Source organism: Tepidibacter formicigenes DSM 15518 (assembly GCF_900142235.1).
In the GTDB taxonomy this organism is placed as follows: Bacteria; Bacillota; Clostridia; order Peptostreptococcales; family Peptostreptococcaceae; genus Tepidibacter; species Tepidibacter formicigenes.
On record NZ_FRAE01000006.1, the window covers coordinates 1 to 24,898 of the forward strand.

28 protein-coding genes, 1 pseudogene and 2 other annotated features are annotated in these 24,898 nt (G+C 27.9%); of the genes and pseudogenes, 5 read left to right on the plus strand and 24 right to left on the minus strand.

Annotated elements, in window-relative coordinates; translation table 11 throughout:
• A pseudogene (locus tag BUA77_RS13450) lies at positions 1-170 on the minus strand (IS110 family transposase); the annotation flags it as partial.
• Positions 171-618: 448 nt separating this feature from the next.
• Between BUA77_RS13450 and BUA77_RS01000 the strand changes: the two are divergent.
• Positions 619-1,935 carry an alanine/glycine:cation symporter family protein gene (locus BUA77_RS01000; protein ID WP_084605392.1) on the plus strand — a complete coding sequence of 439 codons (1,317 nt, stop codon included), beginning with the start codon at positions 619-621 and terminating at the stop codon, positions 1,933-1,935.
• A gap of 21 nt (positions 1,936-1,956) precedes the next feature.
• Here BUA77_RS01000 and selD read toward each other — a convergent pair whose 3' ends face one another.
• On the minus strand, positions 1,957-2,994 hold the full coding sequence (selD, locus tag BUA77_RS01005) for a selenide, water dikinase SelD (RefSeq protein ID WP_084605370.1): 1,038 nt from the start codon (positions 2,992-2,994) through the stop codon (positions 1,957-1,959).
• Between the two features lie 66 nt (positions 2,995-3,060).
• Positions 3,061-3,735 (minus strand): helix-hairpin-helix domain-containing protein, encoded by a 675-nt coding sequence (locus BUA77_RS01010; protein ID WP_072886552.1) that lies wholly within the window; start codon positions 3,733-3,735, stop codon positions 3,061-3,063.
• Between the two features lie 77 nt (positions 3,736-3,812).
• Here BUA77_RS01010 and BUA77_RS01015 point away from each other — a divergent pair, with 77 nt between their 5' ends.
• Both BUA77_RS01015 and BUA77_RS01020 read left to right on the plus strand, forming a co-directional pair.
• Positions 3,813-5,096, plus strand: coding sequence for a D-alanyl-D-alanine carboxypeptidase family protein (locus tag BUA77_RS01015; protein WP_072886553.1), 1,284 nt, complete (start codon positions 3,813-3,815; stop codon positions 5,094-5,096).
• A gap of 160 nt (positions 5,097-5,256) precedes the next feature.
• Entirely contained in the window at positions 5,257-5,691 is a 435-nt protein-coding gene (locus BUA77_RS01020) for a hypothetical protein (protein ID WP_072886554.1), read from the plus strand.
• Between the two features lie 35 nt (positions 5,692-5,726).
• Here the strand turns inward: BUA77_RS01020 and sdaAA are convergent, their stop codons facing one another.
• From sdaAA to BUA77_RS01075, 11 genes are all read right to left on the minus strand, one after another.
• A complete protein-coding gene (sdaAA, locus tag BUA77_RS01025; RefSeq protein WP_072886555.1) occupies positions 5,727-6,602 on the minus strand; it encodes an L-serine ammonia-lyase, iron-sulfur-dependent, subunit alpha in 876 nt (291 codons plus the stop codon).
• 38 nt (positions 6,603-6,640) lie between these two features.
• The gene (gene sdaAB / locus BUA77_RS01030; protein ID WP_072886556.1) at positions 6,641-7,315 is read right to left on the minus strand and encodes an L-serine ammonia-lyase, iron-sulfur-dependent subunit beta; all 675 of its coding nucleotides are present in this window, start codon (positions 7,313-7,315) and stop codon (positions 6,641-6,643) included.
• Between the two features lie 265 nt (positions 7,316-7,580).
• Positions 7,581-7,964, minus strand: a complete 384-nt coding sequence (locus tag BUA77_RS01035) for a RidA family protein (RefSeq protein ID WP_072886557.1) — start codon at positions 7,962-7,964, stop codon at positions 7,581-7,583.
• Positions 7,965-8,056: 92 nt separating this feature from the next.
• Positions 8,057-9,274, minus strand: a complete 1,218-nt coding sequence (gene ilvA / locus BUA77_RS01040; protein ID WP_072886558.1) for a threonine ammonia-lyase — start codon at positions 9,272-9,274, stop codon at positions 8,057-8,059.
• A gap of 140 nt (positions 9,275-9,414) precedes the next feature.
• The gene (locus tag BUA77_RS01045; protein ID WP_072886559.1) at positions 9,415-9,798 is read right to left on the minus strand and encodes a CBS domain-containing protein; all 384 of its coding nucleotides are present in this window, start codon (positions 9,796-9,798) and stop codon (positions 9,415-9,417) included.
• Between the two features lie 196 nt (positions 9,799-9,994).
• Entirely contained in the window at positions 9,995-12,409 is a 2,415-nt protein-coding gene (gene leuS / locus BUA77_RS01050) for a leucine--tRNA ligase (RefSeq protein ID WP_072886560.1), read from the minus strand.
• 250 nt (positions 12,410-12,659) lie between these two features.
• Positions 12,660-12,844, minus strand: a binding site (T-box leader).
• A gap of 29 nt (positions 12,845-12,873) precedes the next feature.
• Positions 12,874-13,230 carry a ribosome silencing factor gene (gene rsfS / locus BUA77_RS01055; protein ID WP_072886561.1) on the minus strand — a complete coding sequence of 119 codons (357 nt, stop codon included), beginning with the start codon at positions 13,228-13,230 and terminating at the stop codon, positions 12,874-12,876.
• A 13-nt stretch (positions 13,231-13,243) separates the two neighbouring features.
• Entirely contained in the window at positions 13,244-14,434 is a 1,191-nt protein-coding gene (locus BUA77_RS01060) for an LCP family protein (RefSeq protein WP_072886562.1), read from the minus strand.
• An 11-nt stretch (positions 14,435-14,445) separates the two neighbouring features.
• Positions 14,446-15,021, minus strand: a complete 576-nt coding sequence (yqeK, locus tag BUA77_RS01065) for a bis(5'-nucleosyl)-tetraphosphatase (symmetrical) YqeK (protein WP_072886639.1) — start codon at positions 15,019-15,021, stop codon at positions 14,446-14,448.
• A gap of 4 nt (positions 15,022-15,025) precedes the next feature.
• A complete protein-coding gene (nadD, locus tag BUA77_RS01070; RefSeq protein WP_072886563.1) occupies positions 15,026-15,709 on the minus strand; it encodes a nicotinate-nucleotide adenylyltransferase in 684 nt (227 codons plus the stop codon).
• 89 nt (positions 15,710-15,798) lie between these two features.
• The gene (locus tag BUA77_RS01075) at positions 15,799-15,996 is read right to left on the minus strand and encodes a helix-turn-helix transcriptional regulator (protein WP_084605374.1); all 198 of its coding nucleotides are present in this window, start codon (positions 15,994-15,996) and stop codon (positions 15,799-15,801) included.
• 228 nt (positions 15,997-16,224) lie between these two features.
• Between BUA77_RS01075 and recX the strand changes: the two genes are divergently transcribed.
• Positions 16,225-16,866 (plus strand): recombination regulator RecX, encoded by a 642-nt coding sequence (gene recX, locus BUA77_RS01080; protein WP_072886565.1) that lies wholly within the window; start codon positions 16,225-16,227, stop codon positions 16,864-16,866.
• Positions 16,867-16,929: 63 nt separating this feature from the next.
• On the opposite strand, the gene yhbY is transcribed toward recX, so the two are convergent.
• From yhbY to rplU, 6 genes are all read right to left on the minus strand, one after another.
• On the minus strand, positions 16,930-17,226 hold the full coding sequence (yhbY, locus tag BUA77_RS01085) for a ribosome assembly RNA-binding protein YhbY (protein WP_072886566.1): 297 nt from the start codon (positions 17,224-17,226) through the stop codon (positions 16,930-16,932).
• A 13-nt stretch (positions 17,227-17,239) separates the two neighbouring features.
• Positions 17,240-18,520 (minus strand): GTPase ObgE, encoded by a 1,281-nt coding sequence (gene obgE / locus BUA77_RS01090; RefSeq protein WP_072886567.1) that lies wholly within the window; start codon positions 18,518-18,520, stop codon positions 17,240-17,242.
• A 12-nt stretch (positions 18,521-18,532) separates the two neighbouring features.
• Positions 18,533-19,087 carry a Spo0B domain-containing protein gene (locus tag BUA77_RS01095; RefSeq protein ID WP_072886568.1) on the minus strand — a complete coding sequence of 185 codons (555 nt, stop codon included), beginning with the start codon at positions 19,085-19,087 and terminating at the stop codon, positions 18,533-18,535.
• 119 nt (positions 19,088-19,206) lie between these two features.
• A complete protein-coding gene (gene rpmA, locus BUA77_RS01100; protein WP_072886640.1) occupies positions 19,207-19,497 on the minus strand; it encodes a 50S ribosomal protein L27 in 291 nt (96 codons plus the stop codon).
• 5 nt (positions 19,498-19,502) lie between these two features.
• Positions 19,503-19,835, minus strand: a complete 333-nt coding sequence (locus BUA77_RS01105) for a ribosomal-processing cysteine protease Prp (RefSeq protein WP_072886569.1) — start codon at positions 19,833-19,835, stop codon at positions 19,503-19,505.
• Between the two features lie 2 nt (positions 19,836-19,837).
• On the minus strand, positions 19,838-20,149 hold the full coding sequence (rplU, locus tag BUA77_RS01110) for a 50S ribosomal protein L21 (RefSeq protein ID WP_072886570.1): 312 nt from the start codon (positions 20,147-20,149) through the stop codon (positions 19,838-19,840).
• A gap of 9 nt (positions 20,150-20,158) precedes the next feature.
• Positions 20,159-20,232: a sequence feature (ribosomal protein L21 leader region), on the minus strand.
• Positions 20,233-20,390: 158 nt separating this feature from the next.
• Between rplU and BUA77_RS01115 the strand changes: the two genes are divergently transcribed.
• Positions 20,391-20,570 (plus strand): DUF1540 domain-containing protein, encoded by a 180-nt coding sequence (locus BUA77_RS01115; protein WP_072886571.1) that lies wholly within the window; start codon positions 20,391-20,393, stop codon positions 20,568-20,570.
• 36 nt (positions 20,571-20,606) lie between these two features.
• On the opposite strand, the gene BUA77_RS01120 is transcribed toward BUA77_RS01115, so the two are convergent.
• Genes BUA77_RS01120 through BUA77_RS01135 form a run of 4 tightly spaced genes read right to left on the minus strand, consistent with a single transcriptional unit; the run spans position 20,607 to position 24,814 of the window.
• Positions 20,607-22,007, minus strand: coding sequence for an Rne/Rng family ribonuclease (locus BUA77_RS01120; RefSeq protein WP_072886572.1), 1,401 nt, complete (start codon positions 22,005-22,007; stop codon positions 20,607-20,609).
• Between the two features lie 11 nt (positions 22,008-22,018).
• Positions 22,019-22,714: a TIGR03936 family radical SAM-associated protein gene (locus BUA77_RS01125; RefSeq protein WP_072886573.1), complete on the minus strand. Its 696-nt coding sequence runs from the start codon at positions 22,712-22,714 to the stop codon at positions 22,019-22,021.
• A complete protein-coding gene (locus BUA77_RS01130; RefSeq protein WP_072886574.1) occupies positions 22,714-24,564 on the minus strand; it encodes a TIGR03960 family B12-binding radical SAM protein in 1,851 nt (616 codons plus the stop codon). Before BUA77_RS01130 ends, BUA77_RS01125 begins: the two co-directional genes overlap by 1 nt.
• Positions 24,539-24,814, minus strand: a complete 276-nt coding sequence (locus BUA77_RS01135) for a hypothetical protein (protein WP_072886575.1) — start codon at positions 24,812-24,814, stop codon at positions 24,539-24,541. The genes BUA77_RS01130 and BUA77_RS01135 overlap by 26 nt, the downstream gene beginning before the upstream one ends.
• Between the last annotated feature and the right edge of the window lie 84 nt (positions 24,815-24,898).

Sequence of the window (24,898 nt, forward strand, 5' to 3'; positions counted from 1 at the left end):
ATTAATTTATTAAACCCTTCAATAGAATTTGAAACTTCAATATACTTATCTAATTCAATTCCTCTAAAATCTTGAGCTCTAGCAACATGTGAATGCTTAGCTATATCTATTCCGATAATTAAAGTTGATTCTGTTATTTGCGAAATCTTTTTATTTTGTGTATAATTCATTTGTAGTACCTCCATTGATAGTCTTATTTTAATTCGGGGTAAGTTGCAATCTTACACCCTGTATTCTATCAGGAGGTACTTTTTTTATCAAAGTTCAAATTTATTCATTACAGGAATGCTCCTTTTATGTTTAATTTGCAAAACTTCAAAATAAGACTTTTTTACATTCATTATAACATATTTTTTTAAATATAAAAAATTCCATACTCCTAATACTTGTAAAATTAATAAATATATATTTTAAATATCTTATAATTGACATTTTCAAATTTTCTAAATTTTTTAAAAACTCCACTTTATTTTGTGTATTTTTTCTAATATACTTAAATATAAATAAAATATATTTTATTTATATTACTTTTTATTATTTTAACTAAAGGAGGTATTTTTTGTGGAAGCGTTGAATATTTTTTTCACTCAACTAAGTGGTATTGTTTGGGGACCTATTATGCTTATTTTATTAGTTGGTACAGGTGTTTTATTGACATTTAGACTTGGATTTATTCAAATTACTCATCTTCCTTATGCCTTAAAATTAGCTTTTTCAAAACCTAAAGAAAAGGAAAATAACCCCAAAGAAGAAGGAGATATATCTCATTTTCAAGCTCTTATGACAGCTCTTGCTGCAACTATAGGTACTGGTAATATCGCAGGAGTTGCTACAGCTGTTGCAGCCGGAGGTCCAGGAGCTGTATTTTGGATGTGGGTTACAGCATTTTTTGGAATGGCTACAAAGTATGCAGAAGGTATGCTTGCTGTTAAATACAGAATTATTGATGACAATGGAGAAATGGCTGGAGGTCCTATGTATTATATAGAAAAAGGACTAAATGCCAAATGGTTAGGAGTTTTATTTGCATTTTTTGGTGGTTTTGCTGCTTTTGGTATAGGAAATATGGTTCAAGCAAATTCTGTTGCTGAATCTATAAATGTTACTTTTGGAGTAAATCCAGTTATAACAGGTATTATTTTATCAATATTAACTGCTATAGTTATACTTGGTGGAGTTAAAAGTATAGGTAAAGTTACTGGTCTTATAGTTCCTATCATGGCAATATTCTATATAGCTGGTGCTGCATTAATATTAATTATAAATGCCTCTCAAGTTCCTCATGCCTTCTCTCTTATATTTAAACATGCATTTACTCCTGTAGCTGCAACTGGTGGATTTATGGGAGCTGCTGTAAAACTTGCTATTCAAAAAGGTGTATCTCGTGGAGTATTCTCAAATGAATCAGGGCTTGGTTCTGCACCAATAGCTGCAGCTGCCGCTAAAAGTGATGTACCTGGTCGTCAAGCACTAGTATCAATGACTGGTACATTTATAGATACTATAATAGTTTGTACCATGACTGGTCTTGTATTAATTTCTACAGGAGCTTGGACCAGCGGAGAAACTGGAGTATCCTTAACTACAAAAGCATTTAGCACTGGTCTTCCAGGAAATTCAGGTGGACTTATAGTTTCTATAGGAATCATATTCTTTGCTTACTCTACAATACTTGGTTGGAGTTATTATGGAGAAAAATGTATGCAGTACTTATTCGGTTCAAAAGTTATTAAACCTTATAGATATGCTTGGATTATATTCGTTTTAATTGGATCTTCTATCAAGTTAGATCTTGTTTGGAATATAGCAGACGTATTTAATGCACTTATGGCATTCCCTAACTTAATAGGACTTATTGGGTTAAGTGGAGTACTGGTTTCTGAAACTAGGAAATTTAATAAATTATTAGCAGAAGAAAAAAGACAAAATTTATAAAAATAAAGGGGATAACTCCCTTTATTTTACTTTTATGTATTTTTCTTCTTTCTTTGTTACCTTTCCTATTATTTTAGCTTCCATCCCTTTATTTTTTATAATACTTTTTACTAATTCTTCTCCCTTATCTTCATCTACTGAAATTAAAAGCCCTCCTGAAGTTTGAGGATCATATAAAACATCCATAATAGAATCTTTTACACCTTCATAATAGACATCTTTAGATATGTAATCTCTATTTCTATACATACCAGCAGGTATTATTCCCATACTTGCAAACTCTAAAGCTGATTCTATTATAGGAACCTTTTGGGAATCAATTTCAATTGAAACATTGGATCCTTTAGCCATTTCTAAAGCATGTCCTAAAAGCCCAAACCCCGTAATATCAGTTACAGAATTTACTGGTATTTCATCAAAAGATTTTGCTGCATACTTATTTAGATGAGTCATTATTTTTACTGCTTCATCCTCAATATTTTTATCCACAATTTCAGCTTTTATAGCAGTGTTTATTATACCAATCCCTATTGGCTTTGTAAGTATTAAAACATCTCCTTCTTTTGCATTAGAATTTGACAATACTTTATGTGGATGAACAATTCCCGATACAGAAAGTCCGTATTTAGGCTCTTTGTCATCAACTGAATGTCCTCCAACAAGAAGAGCTCCTGATTCTTTTACTTTATCATGTCCTCCCTTTAATATTTCACCTAATATACTCATATCACTACAAGATGGAAAACATACTATATTCATAGCAACTATTGGTTTTCCCCCCATGGCATATACATCAGAAAGAGAATTAGTAGCTGCAATTTGCCCAAATAAATAAGGATTATCAACTACAGGGGTAAAAAAATCTAAAGTCTGTATTAAAGCCATTTCTTCATTCAATTTATAAACAGCAGCATCATCAGCCGTATCAAGTCCTACTAATAATTTCTCACTTTCAATTTTAGGTAACACACTTAGTATACCAGCCAGAGCCTCTGGCCCAATTTTAGCTGCTCATCCTGCAGAAGTTGTCATTTGCGTTAATTTTACGTCATTTTTCATAGGTTTTCACCTTCCTTATATTAGAAAATACAACTATATAATATCATATTTTGTAATATAAATGTATTAATTTACTATTATTAAGTCTTTTATTCCTTCAAATTTTTTATTCCCTATACCGGATACATTTTTTATATCACTTATAGAGTGAAATGTCCCATTTTGCTTTCTATATTCTATAATTCTAACAGCTATTACATTTCCTATACCAGGTAAAGAATTTAATTCGTTTACAGAAGCTGTATTTATATTAATTTTAGAAGAATTGTTATTATTATTTGCATTATAGTTATTATACTTCTCACTAGTATCTTTAGATGAAATTCTCTCTTCCTGTGTATCTCCTCCTATCTTAGGTATTATATAATGACATCCATCTTCTAATTTAATAGCTAAATTTACCTTATTTAAATCTGCATTTTCTGTAAGTCCACCTAATTTTTCTACAGCATCTATAAGTCTATCACCATTATTTAAATTTACTACTCCACATGTATTTATCTCTCCACTTATATAAACAACTATTTTTGAATCTTCATCTATTTCTATTTTTTCATTTTTAATATACTCTTCTTCATTATTAATGCTTTTTTCTATATTTTCTTCATCATTAATAGTATCTTTTGGACTTACAACATAAACGGTTTTTCCAAAGTTAATTTTACCACTAAATAATATACCAATAAAAACTACTGCTAAAATTGTTAAAAAAATTATAAAATTTCTCATGTTAACTTTCATCATAACCCCTCCTTACATTTTATTATTGACTAAAATATGTTATACTAAAATATATTGTTTCAAGATCGGAGGTATATATGAAGAAGTTTATATCACTATTTTTAATAATCATTTTAATATCTTTATCTTTGCTTACTGCTTTTTCTCAAGAGAAACCTTCTATAGCTTCAGAATCTGGGATTCTTATTGATTACAATACGGGTAAGATTTTATACGGTAAAAATATACATAAAAAAATGTACCCTGCTTCAACTACTAAAGTTATAACAGCACTTCTTACATTAGAAAATGGTAATCTTGATGATAAAATAACAATCGATTATGATTTGGGTTATATCGATGGAAGTAGTATGTATATAAAAAAAGGTGAAACTTTTACTGTTGAAGAACTTTTAAAAGCAATGCTCATAAGATCTGCAAATGATGCAGCTGTAGTTCTTGCCAATTACATTTCAGGATCTGTAGATGAATTTACTAAACTTATGAATAAAAGAGTAAAAGAACTAGGAGGAAAAAACTCTCACTTCAATAACCCAAACGGTCTTCCTGATGAAAACCATTATACTAGTGCATATGATTTATCTTTAATTGCAAGAGAAGCAATGAAATACGATAAATTTAGAGAGATAGTAAAAACTCCATATATTAAATTCTCTCCTACTGAATATTATCCTTATGAAAGATTTTTTAGAAATACTAATAGATTTTTATGGGGTGTTGGTGGAAGAAATACAATGGAATATAAAGGTCAAATAGTAAATATAAAATATGATTTAATTGATGGAATAAAAACAGGGTATACAAATGTTGCAAGACAATGTCTTATATCTAGTGGTGAAAAAGATGGATTTAGATTGATTTCTGTTGTTCTAAAATCAGAAGGAAAAGATGTTTATAGAGATTCTAGAACTCTTTTAGATTATGGATTTGAAAATTATTCATTAAAAAAAATTGTAAGTAAAAAAGAAATTATAGGAAGCAAAGAGATTTCATTTACTAAGGAAAGAACACTCAAATACGGTCCTGCTACGGATTTTAATATAGTTTTAAGAAAAGATGAAGATGCAAAAAACATAAGTAAAAAAATAATATTAAACCCAAAGCTTAACATCCCTATTAAAAAAGGTGAAACAATAGGTAAAATAGAAGTATATCAAAATAAGAAAATTATTTCTAAGATAAATTTAATATCATTAAATGACGTTAATTCTGTATTATTCAACTTAGATATAAATAAATTATTAAGAAAAAGTTTAACAATACTCAAAATATCCTTAGAAATATTAATTGGATTAATAATAGTTTGCTTATTAATCAGATTTATAAATAAAAAAATACGAAAAAAAAAGAATTTAAGCTAAAAAAGTTGTAATATCAAGTTTATAAACTTGATATTACAACTTTTTTTATTAATTTATTAAGTTTAAAAAATTATAAAAAAGGGAATTTAATATAGTAGGTAGAATTATATATCAATAACTTTTTTTAGAAAATTTCAAAAATTAAAAGGGGGTACTTCCAATGATACAATTGCTTTTAAATAAGGCTGGCAGTGGAAAGACCAAAAAAATGATAGAAATGGCAAATTCAGATATTTTAAGTACAAAAGGACAATTAGTATTTATAGACTCTAGTAATAAACATATGTATGACCTACATAGAAATATAAGACTTATATCTACAAAAGACTTTAATCTTTCAAGTTATAGGTCCTTTTATGGATTTATATGTGGTATAATTAGTGAAAATTACGATATAGAAAAAATATATATTGATGGAATCGGAAGAATTATTTCTAATATAAGTGACAATATTAATGAATTTCTTTATAAAATTGAAGGAATATGCAATAAATATAGTGTTAAATTAATAATTTCATTAAGCACAGAAGATGAAAAGCTAATTTCTAGTATTCAAAAACACTCATTTATACAAACACCTCTAGCTTTAGCTTAAAAAACAAAAGCTGTTGGAAAACCAACAGCCTTATTTTATCCAAATATTTTTTTAGTTAAATTGCATCCTGTACATGTAGCTGCTACTCCACCTAAAGCCGTTTCTCTTAGTTCCATAGGAAGAGTTTTCCCAACTTTATACATAGCCTCTACGACCTCATCAAATGGAACTATACTTTCTACTCCCGCTAGTGCCATTTCAGCAGATATTAATGCATTTGCAACTCCTATTGCATTTCTTTTTTGACATGGTGCTTCAACAAGTCCAGCAATTGGATCACAAACAAGACCCATTATATTTTTTAAAGTTGTAGCAGCAGCATGTATAGCTTGTCTTGGTGTTCCACCCATCATTTCAACTACTCCAGCAGCTGCCATGGCAGCTGCTGCTCCTGTTTCAGCTTGACATCCGCCTTCTGCTCCTGCAACAGTTGCATTTCTAGTTATTATAGCTCCTATAGCCGCTCCTGAGAATATAGCATTAAGCATATCTTCATCTGTCAATCCATACTCTTCCGCTACAGTTATAATACCAGCTGGAAGTATTCCACAAGACCCTGCAGTTGGTGCTGCAACAATAAGTCCCATAGAAGCATTAACTTCTAAAACTCCCATAGCTGCACTTATTGCCTTTGACATAAGATATCCACATACAGATTTATTAGTAGTAGCTAATCTATTTCTAATCTTTTTAGCTTCTCCACCAATAAGCCCACCTACAGATTTTATATCTTCTGTTATACTTTTTTTAATTGCCTTTTTCATTATTTCTAAACTATGTTTCATTCTATCCATTATTTCTTCTCTAGTTTTACCAGTTAATTCAATTTCTCTTTCTATACAAACTTCATATATAGTTTTATTATGTTTTTCACATAATTCTAAAAGTTCTTTTCCATTTGTAAAGTTCATATTTTTCACCTCATACTAAAATTTATATATCTCTTCTATTAAAATCCTTCTATAATAAATGCATCTTGTATTAATTTATCATTTGCTTTTATATCTTTAATTACATTAGTATCTATATGATCATCCGCTTCTATTATTGTAAATGCTTCATTACCTCTTTGCTCTCTATATATACTCATGAAAGCTATATTAATATTATTTTTAGCTACACAATTTGTAATATGAGCAGCAGCTCCTGGAACATCCCATTGCTTTACTATTAATGTTGGATATGCTCCTGTAAATTCAATTTCAAGTCCGTTTATTTCTGTTACTTTTATATTTCCGCCTCCAATTGAAGCTCCCATTACTTCTACTGTTCTTCCATCTTCTGTATTCATTACAATCTTAACTGTATTAGGGTGCTTATCATCACCTAAATCAATAGGAATAAATTCAAATTCTACTCCTCTTTCATTTGCTATATCAAAAGAAGTTTTTATTCTATCATCTTCTGGAGAAAAACCTAATATTCCTCCTACTAATGCTTTATCCGTTCCATGCCCCTTATAAGTTTCTGCAAAAGATCCATGAAGTAAAAATCTTACCTTTTTTACATTATCTCCTGCAATTTTTGCTGCCATTCTTCCAAGCCTTGCAGCTCCTGCAGTATGAGAGCTTGATGGTCCAATCATGTTAGGCCCTACTACATCAAATACACTATAATCTTTCATATTTTTCTCCTTTCTTGATTTCAGATATCTAAATTTATGTAAAAATATTAACAAATTTGAATTTATAATATAATTATACTATAGAATCAATCATTATACTATAATTTTTTTCATTATAATATAAAAAAACGTTCTTTGCAAACGTTTTTCTATTATCTGTATATTTAATTTTGCATCTTATTTTAAGTTGATTTCATTTTTTTATTTCATAAATATGATTTTTTCAAGTTCAAAAAATGACCAAGGTTTCCTTGGTCATTTTAAATTATTCCACTACAGCAATAACTTCGATCTCTACTTTAACATCTCTTGGAAGTCTTGCAACTTCTACACAAGCTCTTGCTGGCTTGTTTTCTCCAAAATACTGTGCATAAACTTCGTTTATTTGTCCAAATTCATTCATATCTTTTATAAATACTGTACTTTTCACTACATTATCAAAACTAGCTCCAGCCTCTGTAAGTATTGCTTTTAAGTTTTCTAATACTCTTGCTGTTTGCTCTTTTACTCCTCCTTCAACTATTTCCATAGTTTCTGGATCAAACGGAACTTGTCCTGATATAAATAATAAATTTCCTACTTTTACTGCTTGAGAGTAAGGTCCTATAGCCTTAGGAGCTTTGTCTGTGTGTATTATTTGTTTTTTCATTACATGCATCCTCCTAATTAATAAATTTAAAACCACTTATTATTATACTATAAAATTATGGTAATAAGGTAAATTTTTCAGTAATATATTTTTTATTTATTTTTCATTTTAACTTCATATCCATTTGATTTTATTTTTCCTATGATTTCATCCATATGATTTTTATCAAAAGTTTCAAGAACTAATTCTACTTCTTGAGTTCCTAATACAACATCATTTCCAAGTCTAGTCTGATTTATATATAGTATATTTGCTTTAGTTTCAGAAATTAAGTTTATAAGTTTTAACATTTCTCCACATTTATCAGGAAGTATTGTATTAAAACATAATCTTCTTCCTTCTTTTTCTAAAGCTTTATCTATAATTCTATAAACCATATTAACATCTATATTTCCACCAGAAACTACCCCAACTACATTTTTACCTGTTTCTTTTATTTTTCCACTCATAATTGCAGCTGTACAAACAGCTCCAGCACCTTCAGATACTATTTTATCCCTTTCCATTAAGAAAAGAATTGCTTGAGCTATTTCTTCTTCTGTAACAGTAATGATTTCATCAACATATTCTTGAATTATATCAAATGTTAAATCTCCAGGTGTCTTTACAGCTATACCATCTGCTATAGTAGGCGCTTTAAAATATGTTGTTACTTTTCCAGCTTCTCTTGAAGCCTTCATTGAACCAATATTTTCTGATTGAACCCCTATAACCTTAACATTTGGATTTAAAGCCTTTGCAGCAACTGCTATACCTGATATTATACCTCCACCACCAATTGGTGCTAGTATAATATCTACATTTTCTAAATCTTCAAATATTTCAAGTGCTATTGTACCTTGTCCTGCAATAACATAAGGGTCATTGAAAGGATGTAGGAATGTCGCACCTGTTTCTTTTTGTATTTCTATAGCTTTTGCATATGCATCATCATAAACTAATCCATTTAATACAACTTCTGCCCCATAAGATTTTGTAGCAGCTACTTTTGCAAGTGGAGCAGTAGCGGGCATAACTATAGTTGCTCTTATCCCATTCATTTTAGCTCCTAAAGCAACACCTTGTGCATGATTTCCTGCACTTGATGCTATTACTCCACATTTCTTTTCTTCTTCTGTTAAGTTTGCTATTTTATTAACAGCTCCTCTTATTTTAAAAGAGCCTGTTTTTTGTAAGTTCTCAAGTTTTAAAAATACTCTATTTTTACTCATTTTACTAAGAGTTGTACATTCTAACAATTTAGTTTTATTTGCTACACCATTTAATACTTCTCTTGCTTTTTTTACATCTTCTAAAGTAACCTTTGCCATTACTATCACTCCTTAGCCCAATTATAACTACAAATGTATTTTATATCTAATTTAAACAAAAATCAACAGGAAAACGCTTTTTTATAATTTTAAGACTTATCTAAAAATTAGATTTATGTCAAAAAAACACTGCTAATTACCTATTTAACAGTGTTTTTTAATAAATAATCTAATATATCTTCTATTGAAATAATCCCCACAACTTTATTATCATCTACTACTGGCATTGCTATTATATTCTTTTCTCTAAGTTTTTTTCCTACAGAATATATATCTTCATCTTTATTCACACTCAATACATTCTTTGTCATAGCAAGTTCCACGGGATATGCTTTATTATGTCCCTCATACATTAAAAATCTATATATATCTGTTTTTACTATAATTCCCTTTAAATTTTTATAGTCGTCAACAACAGGAAGTCCATTTATATTATTTTTTTCCATTATATCTAATGCTTCACCTATAGATGTTTTGGTATTTATTGATATAACATAATAATTCATTATTTTAGAAGTTAACATACCTTTTCCCCCTTTAATCCCATCATTAGTATGTAATAAATATTGATATATTCTATTTTTATTATACTATATTTTGATAAAATTTAGTATAATATAATAGTATAAAGGTATAAAAATACTTAAAAAAGCCTCAATATTATTTTGATAAAATACAAAATAATATTGAGGCTTTTTATATAAACTTATTCTCTAAGTACTATTTTACAACTATATTAACTAGTTTTTTAGGAACAGCTATTATTTTTACTATATTTTTGCCTTCTACTAGCTGTTTTATTTTATCATCTTCAAGTGCCTCTTTTTCCATTTCTTCTTTTGTTATATTAGCACTTAAATTTAATTTCCCTCTTACTTTCCCATTAATTTGAATTACAATCTCTATCTCATCTTTTACTAGTGCACTTTCATCATAATCAGGCCAGCATATTTGTGATATACTTCCTTCTTTTCCTATCATACTCCAAAGTTCTTCTGCTAAATGAGGTGTAAATGGAGAAAGTATAGTTATTATAGTTTCTATTCCCTCTTTTAATATACACTCTTTTCTAGCTTCTAATTCTTTATACTTATACATTTCATTAACAAGTTCCATTAAAGCAGAAATAGCTGTATTAAATCCAAATTTTCCAGATATATCATCAGTAACCTTCTTTAATGTAGAATGAATAACGTATCTTGCTTTTTTATCTTCTTTAGAAGGATTTTCTAAATTCATTTCTACATTTGTAAATCCTTTAAGTTCATCTACAAGTCTATATACTCTATTAATAAATCTAAAACAACCTTCAACCCCTTGTTCTGACCAATCTAAATCTCTTTCAGGAGGTGCTGCAAATAAAACGAATAGTCTTGCAGTATCTGCTCCATATTTTTCTATTATTTCTAAAGGACTTACTACATTACCTTTAGATTTAGACATTTTTGCTCCTTCTTTTAAAACCATACCTTGAGTTAATAAATTGCTAAATGGCTCATCAAAATCTAACATTCCTAAGTCTTTAAGTACTTTAACAAAGAATCTTGAGTAAAGAAGATGAAGTATTGCGTGCTCTACCCCTCCTATATATTGATCTACAGGCATCCATTTTCCTACTAAATCCTTATCAAAAGGAGTTTTATCATTTTTTGCATCTATATATCTTAAGAAATACCAAGATGAATCTATAAATGTGTCCATAGTATCCATCTCTCTTCTTGCTACTTTTCCACATTTAGGGCAAGTTGTATTTGTAAATTTCTTAGAAGTTATTAAAGGTGATTGACCTTTACCTGTAAACTCTACATCTGTAGGAAGTTTCACAGGTAAATCTTCCTTATTTACAGGAACAATTCCACATTCATCACAGTATATTATAGGTATAGGACAACCCCAATATCTTTGTCTTGATATAAGCCAGTCTCTTAATCTATAGTTTATAGTCTTTTTACCTATTCCTAAATTTTCTAATTTTTCTACTATCTTATTAAATCCTTCTTTAGCATCAAGACCATTAAGTTCTTCAGAATTTATCATAGTTCCATCTTCATCAATAACAGGTATAATTTCTAAATTATATTTCTTAGCAAACTCTTCATCTCTTTCATCATGAGCAGGAACTGCCATTATAGCTCCTGTTCCATAGTCTACCATTACATAGTTAGCTATATATATAGGGATTTTTTTACCATTTAGTGGATTTATAGCATATTTTCCTATAAATAATCCTTCTTTTTCTGTATCAGTAGATGTTCTTTCTATTTCACTCAAATGATGCATTTTTTGTTTAAAAGCTTGTACACTTTCTTCATATTCTGTTCCTTTAACTAATTCATCTACATATTCATGTTCAGGAGCTAAAACCATATAAGTAACACCGTACATAGTATCAGGTCTTGTAGTAAATATTTTTAATTTCTTATTAAATCCTTCGATTTCAAAATCAGCTTCTGCTCCTATACTTTTTCCTATCCAATTTTTTTGCATAATCTTAACTTTTTCTGGCCATCCATCTAGTTTGTCTATATCATTTAGTAATCTTTCAGCATAATCTGTTATTCTTAAATACCACTGCTCTAAATCTTTTTTAACTACAACAGAGTCACATCTTTCACATTCTCCACCTACAACTTGCTCATTTGCAAGTACAGTTTCACAGGATGGACACCAGTTTACAAAGGATTTTTTCTTATATGCAAGTCCTTTTTCATAAAACTTTAAAAATAATTCTTGTGTCCATTTATAATAATCCGGAAGACAAGTAGCAACTTCCCTATCCCAATCATAACTAAGGCCTAAAAGCTTTAATTGTTCCTTCATTTCTTCTATATTTTCTCTTGTCCACTTATCTGGATGTATTCCATGTTTTATTGCAGCATTTTCTGCTGGAAGTCCAAATGCATCCCATCCCATAGGATGTAAAACATTGTATCCTTTCATTTTCATAAATCTAGCAACTACATCTCCAATAGAATAGTTTCTAACATGTCCCATATGTATTTTTCCTGATGGGTATGGAAACATTTCTAATACATAATATTTAGGTTTATCATTCTCTACAGTTTTAAAAGTTTTATTTTCTTCCCATTTTTTTTGCCACTTTTTTTCTATTTCTTTAAAATTGTAAACAGACATATTATACCTCCTTATTTAATTTTTCTATAGTAAGTAAAAAAGTCTTCATTCTAAAGATTTTAAATGTAGACTTTTTTAAAATTTCATAGCGCCAACGAATTCTAACGAATTCCGTTGCTTAAAATTCCATGGCGCCAACGAATTCTAACGAATTCCTTTGCTTAAAATTCATAACGAAAATTATATTTATCCACAATTCAAAAGGATTATAATTTCCTATTCATTATAAAAAAACTCCTCAATCCCTAGTTTTAGGGACGAGGAGTATCTCGCGGTACCACCCTAATTGGCTAAATATAGCCCTCTTAGATAAGCTTATAAGGAAGCTACCCCAAATAGTTTTTTCTAGCAAGTTCAAAGGCAAGTTTTACTAGTTCACACCAACCACTAGCTCTCTGAAAAAAAACAAATCCTTTTACTACTCTAGACTATTTTTTAGTATATATCTATATATATTAAAACTTTTAATTTAAATTGTCAATATCTACATATGGAGCATCTTTCCACAATCTTTCTAAATTATAAAATTCTCTTTCTTCACTGTGAAATATATGAACCATAACATCACCATAATCTAACAGAATCCATCTTGAAGTATTATGTCCTTCTTTTCCTTTAACATATAAACCTTCTTTTTCTAATTCATCTTCTACATTATGTGCTATGGCTTGAACTTGTCTTTCAGAGGATGCGCTTGTTATTACAAAATAATCTGCCATGGAAGATATATTACCTACATTTAATACAGCTATATCTTCTCCTTTTTTATCATCAATAGCTTCGTATGCTTTTTTTACAATTTCTTCAACAGTATTTATCATTTAATTGCCTCCTTTAAATATCTTTACCTATTAAAACTATTATGTCCATATTTTCTTCATTTAATTTTTTCTTGTCTACTTCCAGTTTACCCTTCCCTAATATTTTTCTTATCTTTTGTGCTTCTTCTTTTTTATCGTAATAATATATTATAGTTTTAGGATTATTAAAATCATCAGCATTTCCAACTAAATTAGGCTTAAAACCTTTGTCTGTAAGCTTTTCAGAAACACTACTTGCAACTCCAGATTTTCCTGATCCATTAAGTACTGCAATTTTTGTATTATCTTTTTCTTCTCCATTGTAATAAAGTTTCTGTACTAATTTATTAATTTCTTCTACATTAGGTTTATAATAAGCTATACCATTTATAGTCATAGGAACTCCTGGTACAGTTTGCTTTTCTATAGAGTCTATATCAATTTTACTAGCTTTTAATGCTAATGATCCCATTTCACTTACACTCATATCCGTGTCAACATACATATTGAAAGTATCTATATAATCTTTAATTCTAAATACAGAAGATGCACTCAACACCTTCTTAGCAAGTGCTTCCATAAACTGCTGTTGTGCATCAATTCTACCTAAATCTTGATTAGCATATCCTTTTCTAAACCTTAAAAACTGCATAGCTTTGTCCCCATCTAAAACTTGTCTACCCTTTTTTAAATTTATACGAAGTGGAGGAGTTGCATAAGGGTCATAATATTTCATATTCATAGGAACATAAACTTCTACTCCTCCTACATCATCTACTGTTTTGTATACTGCTTGATAATCTAATTTTATATAATGATGTATAGGAATACCTAAAAGATCCTTTACGGCTTTCAGAGAAAGATCTACTCCACCATATGCGTGAGCTGCATTTATTTTATCATATCCTTTTCTTCCTCTTATTTTGACTCTAGTATCTCTAGGTATAGATAAAATAGAAGCTTTATTAGTTTCAGGGTTCATACTTAAAACCATCATCGTATCAGTTCTAACGCCTTTTTTATCACCATTTAAACTGTCTACTCCAAGTAATAAAATATTTATTTTTTCATCTTTCTCTGGTGGAGGAGAAGTTGATGTATCATCTGGTAAAGGAACCTGTACTAATTCATTACTTTCTTTAGCAATTATAAGATATAAACTTGTTCCAAATATCATAGTAAATATTATAAAAAAAACTATAAAAACCTTAAAAAAATGCTTCAATATTATCACCTCTATAACTTATTTAGTTGTTCAAGTAAAAAATTTCTAGCTTCTATAGTTCTAGGATGAATAATTTTCTTTATAGAAACAACATATTTTATAGTATTATCAAAAGACATTAAAAGAGCCTTATCTAAGTTATCATTATAAGCAATGTTTCTAAGTTCTTCTACTCCTGAATAATTTCTATTCGGTTCAATAAAATCTGCTAAATATATTATTTTATCAAGCTTTGTCATATTTTTTTTACCTGTAGTATGATATGTTATGGCAGAAAATATTTCATCATCCTCTATTTTAAATATATTTTTTGCAAGATATGCCCCAACTTTTCCGTGAGCTAACTCTAATTCTTTTTTTTCAATTTCATCTAATAATATATCATATTTTTTCACATAATGTAATACTTCTTCCTTTTTTAAACATTTTCCACAATCATGAAGTAAAGCTGCAATTTCTGCTTTTTTTATATCTGTATTATAAATTCGAGCTAACTTTTTTGCACTTTCTACAACTCCTAAAGAATGTATTAATCTCTTTTTAGTTATCATATTTTCTAATATTTTTAAAATTTCTTCAAAATCCATAATATCACCTATATAAATTATATTTATAAATATACTTTTCCACATCTTCAGGAAGCAAATACTTTATAGATTCATTTTGCTTAATCCTTTCTCTTATATCAGTAGATGAAATATCTAAGGAAGGAACATGAATATTTAGTATTTTAGCATTATATTTATTCTTAAGACGATCTATCTTATTTTTTACTTTCAATAATTCAACACCAGGTCTTGTAGCTCCAATAAATGTAGCTAAATTAAAATTTCCTTGTACATCTTTCCAACTTTCAATATCACAAAGGGCATCTGCACCTGTTATAAAAAATAGTTCCGAATCCATATATAGATTTTTTAACTTTTTCAATGTATCAATTGTATAAGTCCTTCCTTCTCTTTTTATTTCCATTGATGAAACCTCAAAGTATGTATTACTCATTGTCGCTAGTATAGTCATATTATATCTATAAAATTTATCTATTATATTTTTATGTCCTTTATGAGGTGGATTTCCTGAAGGTATGAATATAACCTTATCTAATTCATATTTTATCCTAACAGCTTCAGCAGTAGCTAAATGTCCATAATGTATAGGGTCAAATGTTCCTCCCATTATGCCAATTTTTTTTATATTTACTCTATTTTTATACACACTACTTGTCTTTTTTTTGTTTATTATTATCCCTTTTTTTAATACATTGTTTATATTCATCTAGACACCTCTTTTTTAGTACTAACTAAGACATTATACAACATTTCATTTTAAAATTAAAGGTATATAGAGGAATTTACCTGAAGTATTTACTCCAGGTAAAATATATCTTTTATGTCTAAATCTAATATTATACATATCTTAAATGCAGTTTCTAAATTAGGCTGAAGTACATTTCTTTCATATTTGCTATATTGATGTTTGTTTATACCTAAAAAGCTAGCAAAATCTTTTTGTGAAATAAATTCTTTTTCACACCTTATTTCTTTTAATCTATTTTTTATCATAACATAATTCACCTCTTTGAAAATAATATATTTATTTATCATTTTAACGTGACAAATAGTATTTAATATAATAATTATTTAATAATATTAAATTGTAAATTTTACTATAGTATTGACCCAAGGCTTGTACTTGCGTATCATAATTAAAGAGAAGTTATTTGAATAACAATATAAGAAATACTAATTCTCACACTAGTAGTTTAAAATATTTAGCAAAGGATGATTTTTATGCCTAAAATAACTAAAATTGAGAATCAAAAAAATATTGAAAGAAGTAATATATATGTAGATAATAAATTTTTTATTGGAGTATATAAAGATATTATTTATAAATTAAAAATCGAAGAAGGAAAAGATGTAGATGAGATTACCTTAAAAGATTTAATAAAAAAAGAAATGTATCTTAAAGCAAAAAATAAGGCTTTAAATATACTTTCACGTTCATATCAATCTGAAAAAAATATAAGATATAAATTAAGTAAAGATGAATTTGATGAAAATACAATAAATAGAGTTATATGTTTTTTAAAAGAATATAATTTTATAAATGATCTTGAACTCGCCAAAAACATAACAAAAAATAAAATAAATATAAATAAATATGGAAAAAACAAAATAAAAGAAAGTTTGTATAAAAAAGGAATAGATAAATCTACTATTAATGACATATTAAAAGAAGAATTATCTGATGATATAGAATTTGAAAATGCACTCAACTTAGGAAAAAAAAAGCTAGAAAAAATTAAAAATGAAGATAAAAATAAAGTATATAGAAAACTTTCACAACACCTATCTTATAAAGGATTTGATTTTAATATAATTAGAAAAGTAATAAATAAATTATTAGATAGTGAGTATAATCTAGATTAATAATAAAGTCCTCATTTATTTTTACTTATTAGAAAAAACAATATGAGGACTTTAAATAAGTTATTATTTTTTTGGAAGTTCAATTGTAGGATTATCTATAGATTTTCTATATATAGTAAATTTTGAACCTATAGCTTGAACAAATTCTGCTCTTGCAGCTTTAGCAACTTCATTTGCAATTTCTTTAGCACTAAGACCACTATTTTCAAGTACAGTAACTTTAACTATTTCTCTTGCTTCTAATGCGTCATCTAACTGATTTAAAAAAGCTTGTGTAACTCCTTCTTTTCCAATTTGAGTTATAGGCTTTATACCATTAGCTATTGATTTCAAATAAGATCTTTGTTTTCCTGTTAACATATTTACCTCCGTATTAATGATAGTATTCAAATTCTAAGTCATATAATTTAACTAAATCTCCATCTTGTACTCCTAATTTTCTGAGCTTTTCAAATACACCTTTTTTCTCCATAATTTTTTGAAAATATTGAACAGATTCCATATCATCAAAATTAACAGAGTATAAAAGGTTTTGAAGAGCTTTACCTTCTATTATATAAACTCCATCTTCAACTCTAACTTCTATTTCTTCATCTTTATTATCATTTATATCAATGTCTTTTAACATTTCTTCTTCAGCTACTAATTCTATATCTTCTACTTCCTTTAGTACATTTGAAACATAATTTATAACATCATCTATTCCTTCTCTAGTAGCAGCCGACATAGAAAATACCTTGTATCCTCTTGCTTCAATTTCTTGCTTAAATATCTCAAAATTTTCTCTAGCCTCTGGTAAATCCATTTTATTAGCAACAACTATTTGAGTTCTACCTGATAGCTTCTCATTATATAATTTTAGTTCTTCATTTATTTTTTCAAAATCCTCTATTGGATCTCTTCCTTCAATACCAGATACATCTATTATGTGAATTAAAACTTTTGTTCTTTCAATATGTCTTAAAAACTCATGTCCAAGTCCTATTCCTTCACTTGCTCCTTCTATTATACCTGGAATATCGGCAAGAACAAAGCTATCACCAAATTTTGTCTTAACTACTCCTAAATTTGGAGTAAGAGTTGTAAAGTGATAATTAGCAATTTTAGGCTTAGCTTTTGTTACTACTGAAAGAAAAGTTGATTTTCCTACATTTGGAAAACCTATCAATCCTACATCCGCTAACATTTTAAGTTCAAGCACTACCCATCTTTCTTGTCCTTCCCTACCTGCTTCTGCAAAACTTGGAGCTTGTCTTACAGCTGTAGTAAAGTGAGTATTTCCTCTTCCTCCTCTTCCTCCTTTAGCAACTATAGCTCTATCTCCTTTCTTTTTAAGATCTGCAATTACAAGATTTGTTTCTTCATCTCTTATTACAGTTCCTGGAGGTACCTTAAGTACTAAATCATCAGCAGATTTTCCATTCATTTTTTTATTTTTTCCATCTTCTCCATTTGAAGCTACATACTTAGTTTTATATCTAAAGTCCATTAAAGTTCTTAATCCTTCATCAACTTCAAATATAACATTACCTCCATGGCCTCCATCACCACCTGAAGGCCCTCCAGCTGGAACATATATTTCTCTTCTAAATGCTACTAGTCCATTTCCACCTTTTCCAGCTTTGACAAATATTCTAGCTTTATCTATAAACATGCTTATCACCCTTTAATTAAGTTCAATTTCATATATTAAATAATCTTCATCTAAAATAACTTCTCCATAGGATAGATCAAGTTTTTTCCTAAGCTGCTCAATATCAGAAAAATAATTTAAATCAACTTTTAAAATAAAATTTTCTGAAGTTTCTTCAATATAAAATATATATTCTTCAAAATTAGGATTATTATACATAAAACCTAATATTATGTCTACTGCTTTTTCAAAAAAAACAATTGCTTCTTTTATGTTTTTATTTAAAAATTCACTTTTTTCTCCAACACTATACACTTCAAAATCTATATTAATATCTAAATCCTTACATTTATTAAATTTTTCATTTAGCATCAAACATAAATCTAGACAATTTAAATTTGAAAGCTTTGAGCATATTCTAGCATTATTACTTACCTTATTTATATATTCAACAGCTTTGTCTATTTTATTCAACTTTATATATCCAAATATTATTTGTATTTCATTTAAAAAATCATGTCTTTGCTCTCTTAACAATTCTTCTATTAAGTCCCAATAATATAAATCTATTTCATTTACTTTCTTCAAATAAGCCCCTCCTTACATAACTTTCTTATACTATACACTATTCTATTTATATACGGGGCAATCCTCTTTTTTTATTCTACATTAATAAAAGGAGTGTTTTAAAAACACTCCTTATAATCTTATTCAGCAACAGCAACTGGATAAATGCTAACTTGCTTTCTCTTTTTATCTTTTCTTTCGAACTTAACTACACCATCTACTTTAGCAAATAATGTATCATCTCCGCCTCTTCCAACATTATTTCCTGGGTGTATTTTTGTTCCTCTTTGTCTTACTATTATACTTCCAGCAGTAACAACTTGTCCGTCATATCTCTTAACACCTAGTCTTTTAGAGATAGAATCACGACCGTTTTTAGAAGAACCAACTCCTTTTTTGCTGGCAAATAACTGAAGGTTCATTTTTAATATCATAATTACACCTCCTCTTCTTTGATTTTTATATAAGAAGAGTATCCTTCTTTTATATTTTTAAGTCCTAACGCCATAGTTTCTAGTATGGCATCAGTCTGTACTCTCTTTTCATTAGAAATGTCACAAGGAATTTTACATTCAAGCTTTCCATCATCAATATTAAATTGACAATTTACTTTAGCATAGTCATGAATTCCAATTACAGCAGTTTGGGCAAGTACAGAAACTGCTGCACATACTATATCTTCACCGTGCTTGGCAAAGCCTGCATGTCCATTTATGCTAAATCCAACTATTTTTCCCTTTGAATTTCTTTTTATAACAACCTTAATCATAATTAAGCGTTTATTTTTTCTACAACTAATTTAGTGTATGGTTGACGATGTCCTTGCTTTCTTCTGTAGTCTTTTTTAGGCTTGTATTTGAAAACTATTATTTTTTTAGCTTTTCCTTGCTCTAAAACTTTAGCTTCAACTTTAGCTCCATCAACTACAGGACTTCCTAATACAAGGTTACCATCTTTAGAACAAGCCAATACCTTGTCTAAAGTAACAACATCACCCTCATTAGCTTCTAATCTTTCAACGAATATTACGTCTCCTTCAGAAACTTTATATTGTTTTCCACCTGTTTCTACTATTGCGTACATTATTACACCTCCTCAAACCAGTCTCGCCAATTCCAGGTACCTAAATTAGGATTTTGAAACCCGAATTGTGCGGCTACCTACAGATATAAATCTTATCAAACAATACATACTTTGTCAAGAAAATATTTCTTAATTAAATAATTTTTAGCTTTTTAACTATAATTGTTTACGTATATTTTTTCTACTTTTTTAACAAAATATATATAAGATATAAATTAAACTGTGAAATGGAGGAATATAAATGAATATAAATATGTCAAATCAACCAATTAGTAGAGTTGAATGTTCAGTTGAAACATGTCATTATAATGATGGAAAAAAACACTGTCTAGCTCCATCTATTCAAATTAAAGCTCAACGAGCTAGAACCATCCAAGAAACTGATTGTTTGACATTTACTCCTAAACATACTATTAAGTAAGGGTGGAATTTTTCCATCCTTATTTTAAATTCTATTCTAATATATTATTTTTATGTTATTCACATCTAATTCAATATCTTTTTCAATTTTTATATCCAAATCATAATATTCAGATATAATTTTAATATCTTTAAACTTATTTTCATTCAATTTATTATATATATAAGAAGATACTCTAAATAAGATATTTTTAAGATTAGTATGCTTTTTTATTCTTATAACTTCTTTTTCTATATTATCTAATATACTATTTATAGATTTTATTTTTCCCCCTCCACCACAGTAAATACATTCACTTTTAAAATGATTATCTATTGAGTCTTTAGATTTTCTTCTTACAATCTCAACAAGCCCTAAATTTGTCATTCCTAAAACTTTAGCTTTTACTTTATCTTCTTGTAAATATTCTTGTAATTTTTTTATTAGTTTTTTCTTGTATGCACTACTTTTCATATCAATAAAATCTACTATTATAATTCCACCTATATCTCTTATTCTAATTTGTCTTGCTATTTCCTTTGCAGCATCACAATTTGTATTAAAAACAGTTTCATCAAGCCCTAATTTTCCAGTATATTTGCCAGTATTAACATCTATAACTGTTAAAGCTTCTGTTTTGTCTATTATTATATATCCTCCGTTTTTAAGCCAAACTTTTCTATTTAAAGCTCTTTTTAATTCTTTTTTTATTCCATAATAATCAAATATATCTATTCCTTCTTCGAAATACTCTACCTTAGATTCATATGATTTATCTATATTCTTTAATATTTTTTTAATTTGATTAAACTTTTCTAAATTATTTACAATCACTTTATCAAAATCTGAATTAAAAATATCTCTTATCACTTTTAAAGTCATATCTAAGTCTTTATATAAAAGTTTTGGTCCCATTCCAAGTTTATTTTCTTTTTTTATGTCATCCCATATATTAATTAGTTCTTTAAAATCTCTTTCAAAATCCTTTTCATCTTTTCCTAAAGCTTCAGTTCTTATAATAACGCCAACATTTTCAGGTTTTATTTTTGATACTATACTTTTAAGTCTTTTTATTTCTTCTTCATCTGCTATTTTATTTGAAACAGCTATATCATCTCTAGTTGGCATTAAAACTAGATATCTTCCTGGAATACTTATTTCTGTAGTTAACTTTTGTCCTTTATCACCTATAGCTTCTTTTTTAACTTGAACTAAAATTTCATGTCCTTTCTTTATTACCTGACCTTTATTAATCTTTAAATATGCATTTTTATCAGAACCTATATCAATAAATCCTGCTTCCATTCCTAAAAGAATATTCTTAACTATACCTCTATATATATTGTTTTGTGTTTTTTTATTGCTCTTATCTTCTATAAATAGATCTATCAGCTTATTATTTTCTAAATATGCTATTTTAGATTGATAAAGTCCTATATCTACTATTAAAGACTTCATTTTATCACTTCCTAAATAGGTGTTATCAATTTTTTGTTATCTTCACTATATAAATCATTTCTTATGATTTTTATATTATCTATATCCATATTTAAATTTGAAACTTCACTTAATTTTTCTACTAAAGTGTTAGGATTTAAATTTCCACTTGAACCTGTAGATATAATTGCATTTAAAATTAAAATATTGTCTTCTAAAGACACCTCATTTAATCTTCTTATTAAAGGTCTTATATTTACTTCTTTTAATTTTCCTTTTTTAGTTTTTTTAATAAATACAATTTCATCTTTTTTCATAAATTCATCTATTTTTGCTTTTATATCATCTATTGTTATATTATCATTTACTTTTATTTCTAATGTATATGAGCCATGGCTAATAGATGACATTAAAGAAGGGATACTTTTATCAATACATACTGCCTTTAAAAACTTAACACCATCAGGAAGAGCATTATTTATCCTAGTTAAAAAATCATCTTCACTTATATCTTCATCAAGTTCAATATCTATATATTCACCAAAACTTACTGTACCAAGGGACAATGCTTGTCCAAAAGAAATTTTAGGATGAGGATTAAATCCTTGAGAATAACTTACTTTTATTCCTGCTCTTCTTAAACTTCTTTGAAGAAGCCTTTGAAGGTCTAAATGTGATATATATATCATGTCTTTTTCTTTAGTAAATTTACATCTTAAAATACTCATTAGCACAACCCCCTTGCTAAATCTACATTTATCCCACAAGCATTACATCTTCCTCTACAATCAGGTGTAAGATCTCCTCTTTTTGCTTTTTCATTTTCTCTCATTAAAAACTTCTTACTAACTCCTGCATCTATATGATCCCAAGGGAATATTTCTTCATAATTTCTTTCTCTATTTGCATAAAAGCTCATATCAATATTGTTTTCTTCAAAAGACTCCTTCCATAAATCAAACTTAAAATGTTCTCCCCAACCATCAAATTTACATCCCTTTTTAAATGCATCATAGATAACCTTACAAATTCTTCTATCTCCTCTTGCAATCACAGCCTCTAAAAAGCTAGTCTCACTATCATGGTAATTGTATTTTATATTTCTATTTCTAAGCTTTTTAGTTAAATATCTTTGTTTTTCTGTAAGCTCTTCTATTGTATCTTGTCCATGCCACTGAAATGGTGTAAAAGCTTTTGGAACAAAAGAAGAAGTACTAACAGTAACATTAAAGTTTCTAGTTAATTTTCCATTGTGGACATCTCTATATATATCAATCACCTTATATGCAAGGTCTGCTATTCCATCTAAATCTTCATAAGTTTCAGTTGGAAGTCCAATCATAAAATAAAGTTTTACGCTATTCCATCCCTTTTCAAATGCTTTTTTAGTAGCATTCTCTAAATCATTTTCAGTAACACCTTTATTTATAACATCTCTAAGCCTTTGAGTCCCTGCTTCTGGCGCAAATGTTAATCCACTTTTTCTAACCTCTTGAACCTTGTGAGCAAGCTCTAACGAAAAATTATCAAGTCTTAAAGAAGGAAGAGATATACCTATTCTTTCCTTTTTAGCATACTCCGAAATTAAATAATCAGTAAGTTCTTGAAGCTGTGAATAATCACTTGTACTTAAAGAAGATAACGATATTTCTTCATATCCTGTACTTTCAATCAACTTTTTAGCAAGTTCTTTTAATTTTTCTACACTTCTTTCTCTAATAGGTCTATATATCATACCTGCTTGACAAAATCTACAACCTCTTGTACATCCTCTAAAAAGCTCAAGCATTATTCTACTGTGTACTACATCTATAAAAGGAACTAATATTTTATCTGGGAAAAAACTTTCATCTAAGTTTTTAATAATCCTTTTTTGTATTTTAGTTGGAATGTCTTCTTTTAAAGGTACTAATTCCTTTATAGTTCCATCCTCATTGTAATTAAAATTATAAAGCGAAGGAATATATACTCCCTTTACATTTTTAGCTAAATCATAAAGAAATTCTTGTCTAGTAGTTTTATTCTTTTTCCAACTTCTATATCTATTTATTATTTCAAGAGTTACTTCTTCTCCTTCTCCAAGAACTACAATATCTACAAAATCAGCTATAGGTTCACTATTATAAGCACATGGACCTCCTACCATTATAAATGGATGATTTAACTTTCTATCCTTTGAATAAATTGGAATTTTTCCAAGTTCTAACATATTAAGTATATTAGTATATGAAAGTTCATATTGAAGAGTAAAGCCTAAAAAATCAAAGTTTGTAACTGGCTCTCTTGATTCTAGTCCAAATAAAGAAATATTATTTTCTCTCATTTTTTCTTCCATATCTACAGCTGGAGCAAATACTCTTTCACAGTATATATCTTCCTTTGAATTTAAAAGATTATACATAATCTGAAGCCCTAAATGGCTCATTCCTACTTCATATACATCTGGAAAACAAAACCCATATCTTATTAATTCTTTATTATTCGTATCTTTATGATATGAATTCATTTCATTTCCTAAATATCTTGCAGGTTTTTCTACTTTAGCTAGTATATTATTCAAGTTCACCTTCTGATTCATATATTTTTAATACCTCCGTTACTTTTTTATGTATTAAATCTGAATATTGTTGAAAGTTCAAATTATATTCTAATACATATTTAATTTGAGTTAAATATTTTTCACTATTTAAAACATTTAATTTTATTCCAAAAGCCAATAAAACAATTATACATGAAATTACAAACTGTATCAAAATTTTATTAAGTACATTATTATTTTTCTTAAATCTATTATTTTTAAACTTGTTTTTTCTAAAATTTCTTCTCATAAAAATACCTCCTAAGTTATTTTTTATATTCTACTTAAGAAAAAAATTATACTTTCTTTAATTATATGAATATGAAATAAATAC

Coding starts and splice junctions, on each gene's coding strand:
- sdaAA (WP_072886555.1), bottom strand. CDS start 6,602: ATGAACTTTACAAATGGAAAAGAACTTTTAGAATTATGTGAAAAACAT.
- BUA77_RS01115 (WP_072886571.1), top strand. CDS start 20,391: ATGAATATAAATATGTCAAATCAACCAATTAGTAGAGTTGAATGTTCA.
- leuS (WP_072886560.1), bottom strand. CDS start 12,409: ATGTCTGTTTACAATTTTAAAGAAATAGAAAAAAAGTGGCAAAAAAAA.
- BUA77_RS01105 (WP_072886569.1), bottom strand. CDS start 19,835: ATGATTAAGGTTGTTATAAAAAGAAATTCAAAGGGAAAAATAGTTGGA.
- BUA77_RS01000 (WP_084605392.1), top strand. CDS start 619: ATGCTTATTTTATTAGTTGGTACAGGTGTTTTATTGACATTTAGACTT.
- BUA77_RS01015 (WP_072886553.1), top strand. CDS start 3,813: ATGAAGAAGTTTATATCACTATTTTTAATAATCATTTTAATATCTTTA.
- yqeK (WP_072886639.1), bottom strand. CDS start 15,021: ATGGATTTTGAAGAAATTTTAAAAATATTAGAAAATATGATAACTAAA.
- obgE (WP_072886567.1), bottom strand. CDS start 18,520: ATGTTTATAGATAAAGCTAGAATATTTGTCAAAGCTGGAAAAGGTGGA.
- nadD (WP_072886563.1), bottom strand. CDS start 15,709: ATGAATATAAACAATGTATTAAAAAAAGGGATAATAATAAACAAAAAA.
- BUA77_RS01075 (WP_084605374.1), bottom strand. CDS start 15,996: ATGATAAAAAATAGATTAAAAGAAATAAGGTGTGAAAAAGAATTTATT.
- rplU (WP_072886570.1), bottom strand. CDS start 20,149: ATGTACGCAATAGTAGAAACAGGTGGAAAACAATATAAAGTTTCTGAA.
- recX (WP_072886565.1), top strand. CDS start 16,225: ATGCCTAAAATAACTAAAATTGAGAATCAAAAAAATATTGAAAGAAGT.
- BUA77_RS01020 (WP_072886554.1), top strand. CDS start 5,257: ATGATACAATTGCTTTTAAATAAGGCTGGCAGTGGAAAGACCAAAAAA.
- BUA77_RS01135 (WP_072886575.1), bottom strand. CDS start 24,814: ATGAGAAGAAATTTTAGAAAAAACAAGTTTAAAAATAATAGATTTAAG.
- BUA77_RS01010 (WP_072886552.1), bottom strand. CDS start 3,735: ATGAAAGTTAACATGAGAAATTTTATAATTTTTTTAACAATTTTAGCA.
- BUA77_RS01125 (WP_072886573.1), bottom strand. CDS start 22,714: ATGAGTATTTTAAGATGTAAATTTACTAAAGAAAAAGACATGATATAT.
- BUA77_RS01120 (WP_072886572.1), bottom strand. CDS start 22,007: ATGAAGTCTTTAATAGTAGATATAGGACTTTATCAATCTAAAATAGCA.
- BUA77_RS01035 (WP_072886557.1), bottom strand. CDS start 7,964: ATGAAAAAACAAATAATACACACAGACAAAGCTCCTAAGGCTATAGGA.
- rsfS (WP_072886561.1), bottom strand. CDS start 13,230: ATGATAAATACTGTTGAAGAAATTGTAAAAAAAGCATACGAAGCTATT.
- sdaAB (WP_072886556.1), bottom strand. CDS start 7,315: ATGAAAGATTATAGTGTATTTGATGTAGTAGGGCCTAACATGATTGGA.
- ilvA (WP_072886558.1), bottom strand. CDS start 9,274: ATGGCAAAGGTTACTTTAGAAGATGTAAAAAAAGCAAGAGAAGTATTA.
- BUA77_RS01045 (WP_072886559.1), bottom strand. CDS start 9,798: ATGTTAACTTCTAAAATAATGAATTATTATGTTATATCAATAAATACC.
- BUA77_RS01130 (WP_072886574.1), bottom strand. CDS start 24,564: ATGAATCAGAAGGTGAACTTGAATAATATACTAGCTAAAGTAGAAAAA.
- yhbY (WP_072886566.1), bottom strand. CDS start 17,226: ATGTTAACAGGAAAACAAAGATCTTATTTGAAATCAATAGCTAATGGT.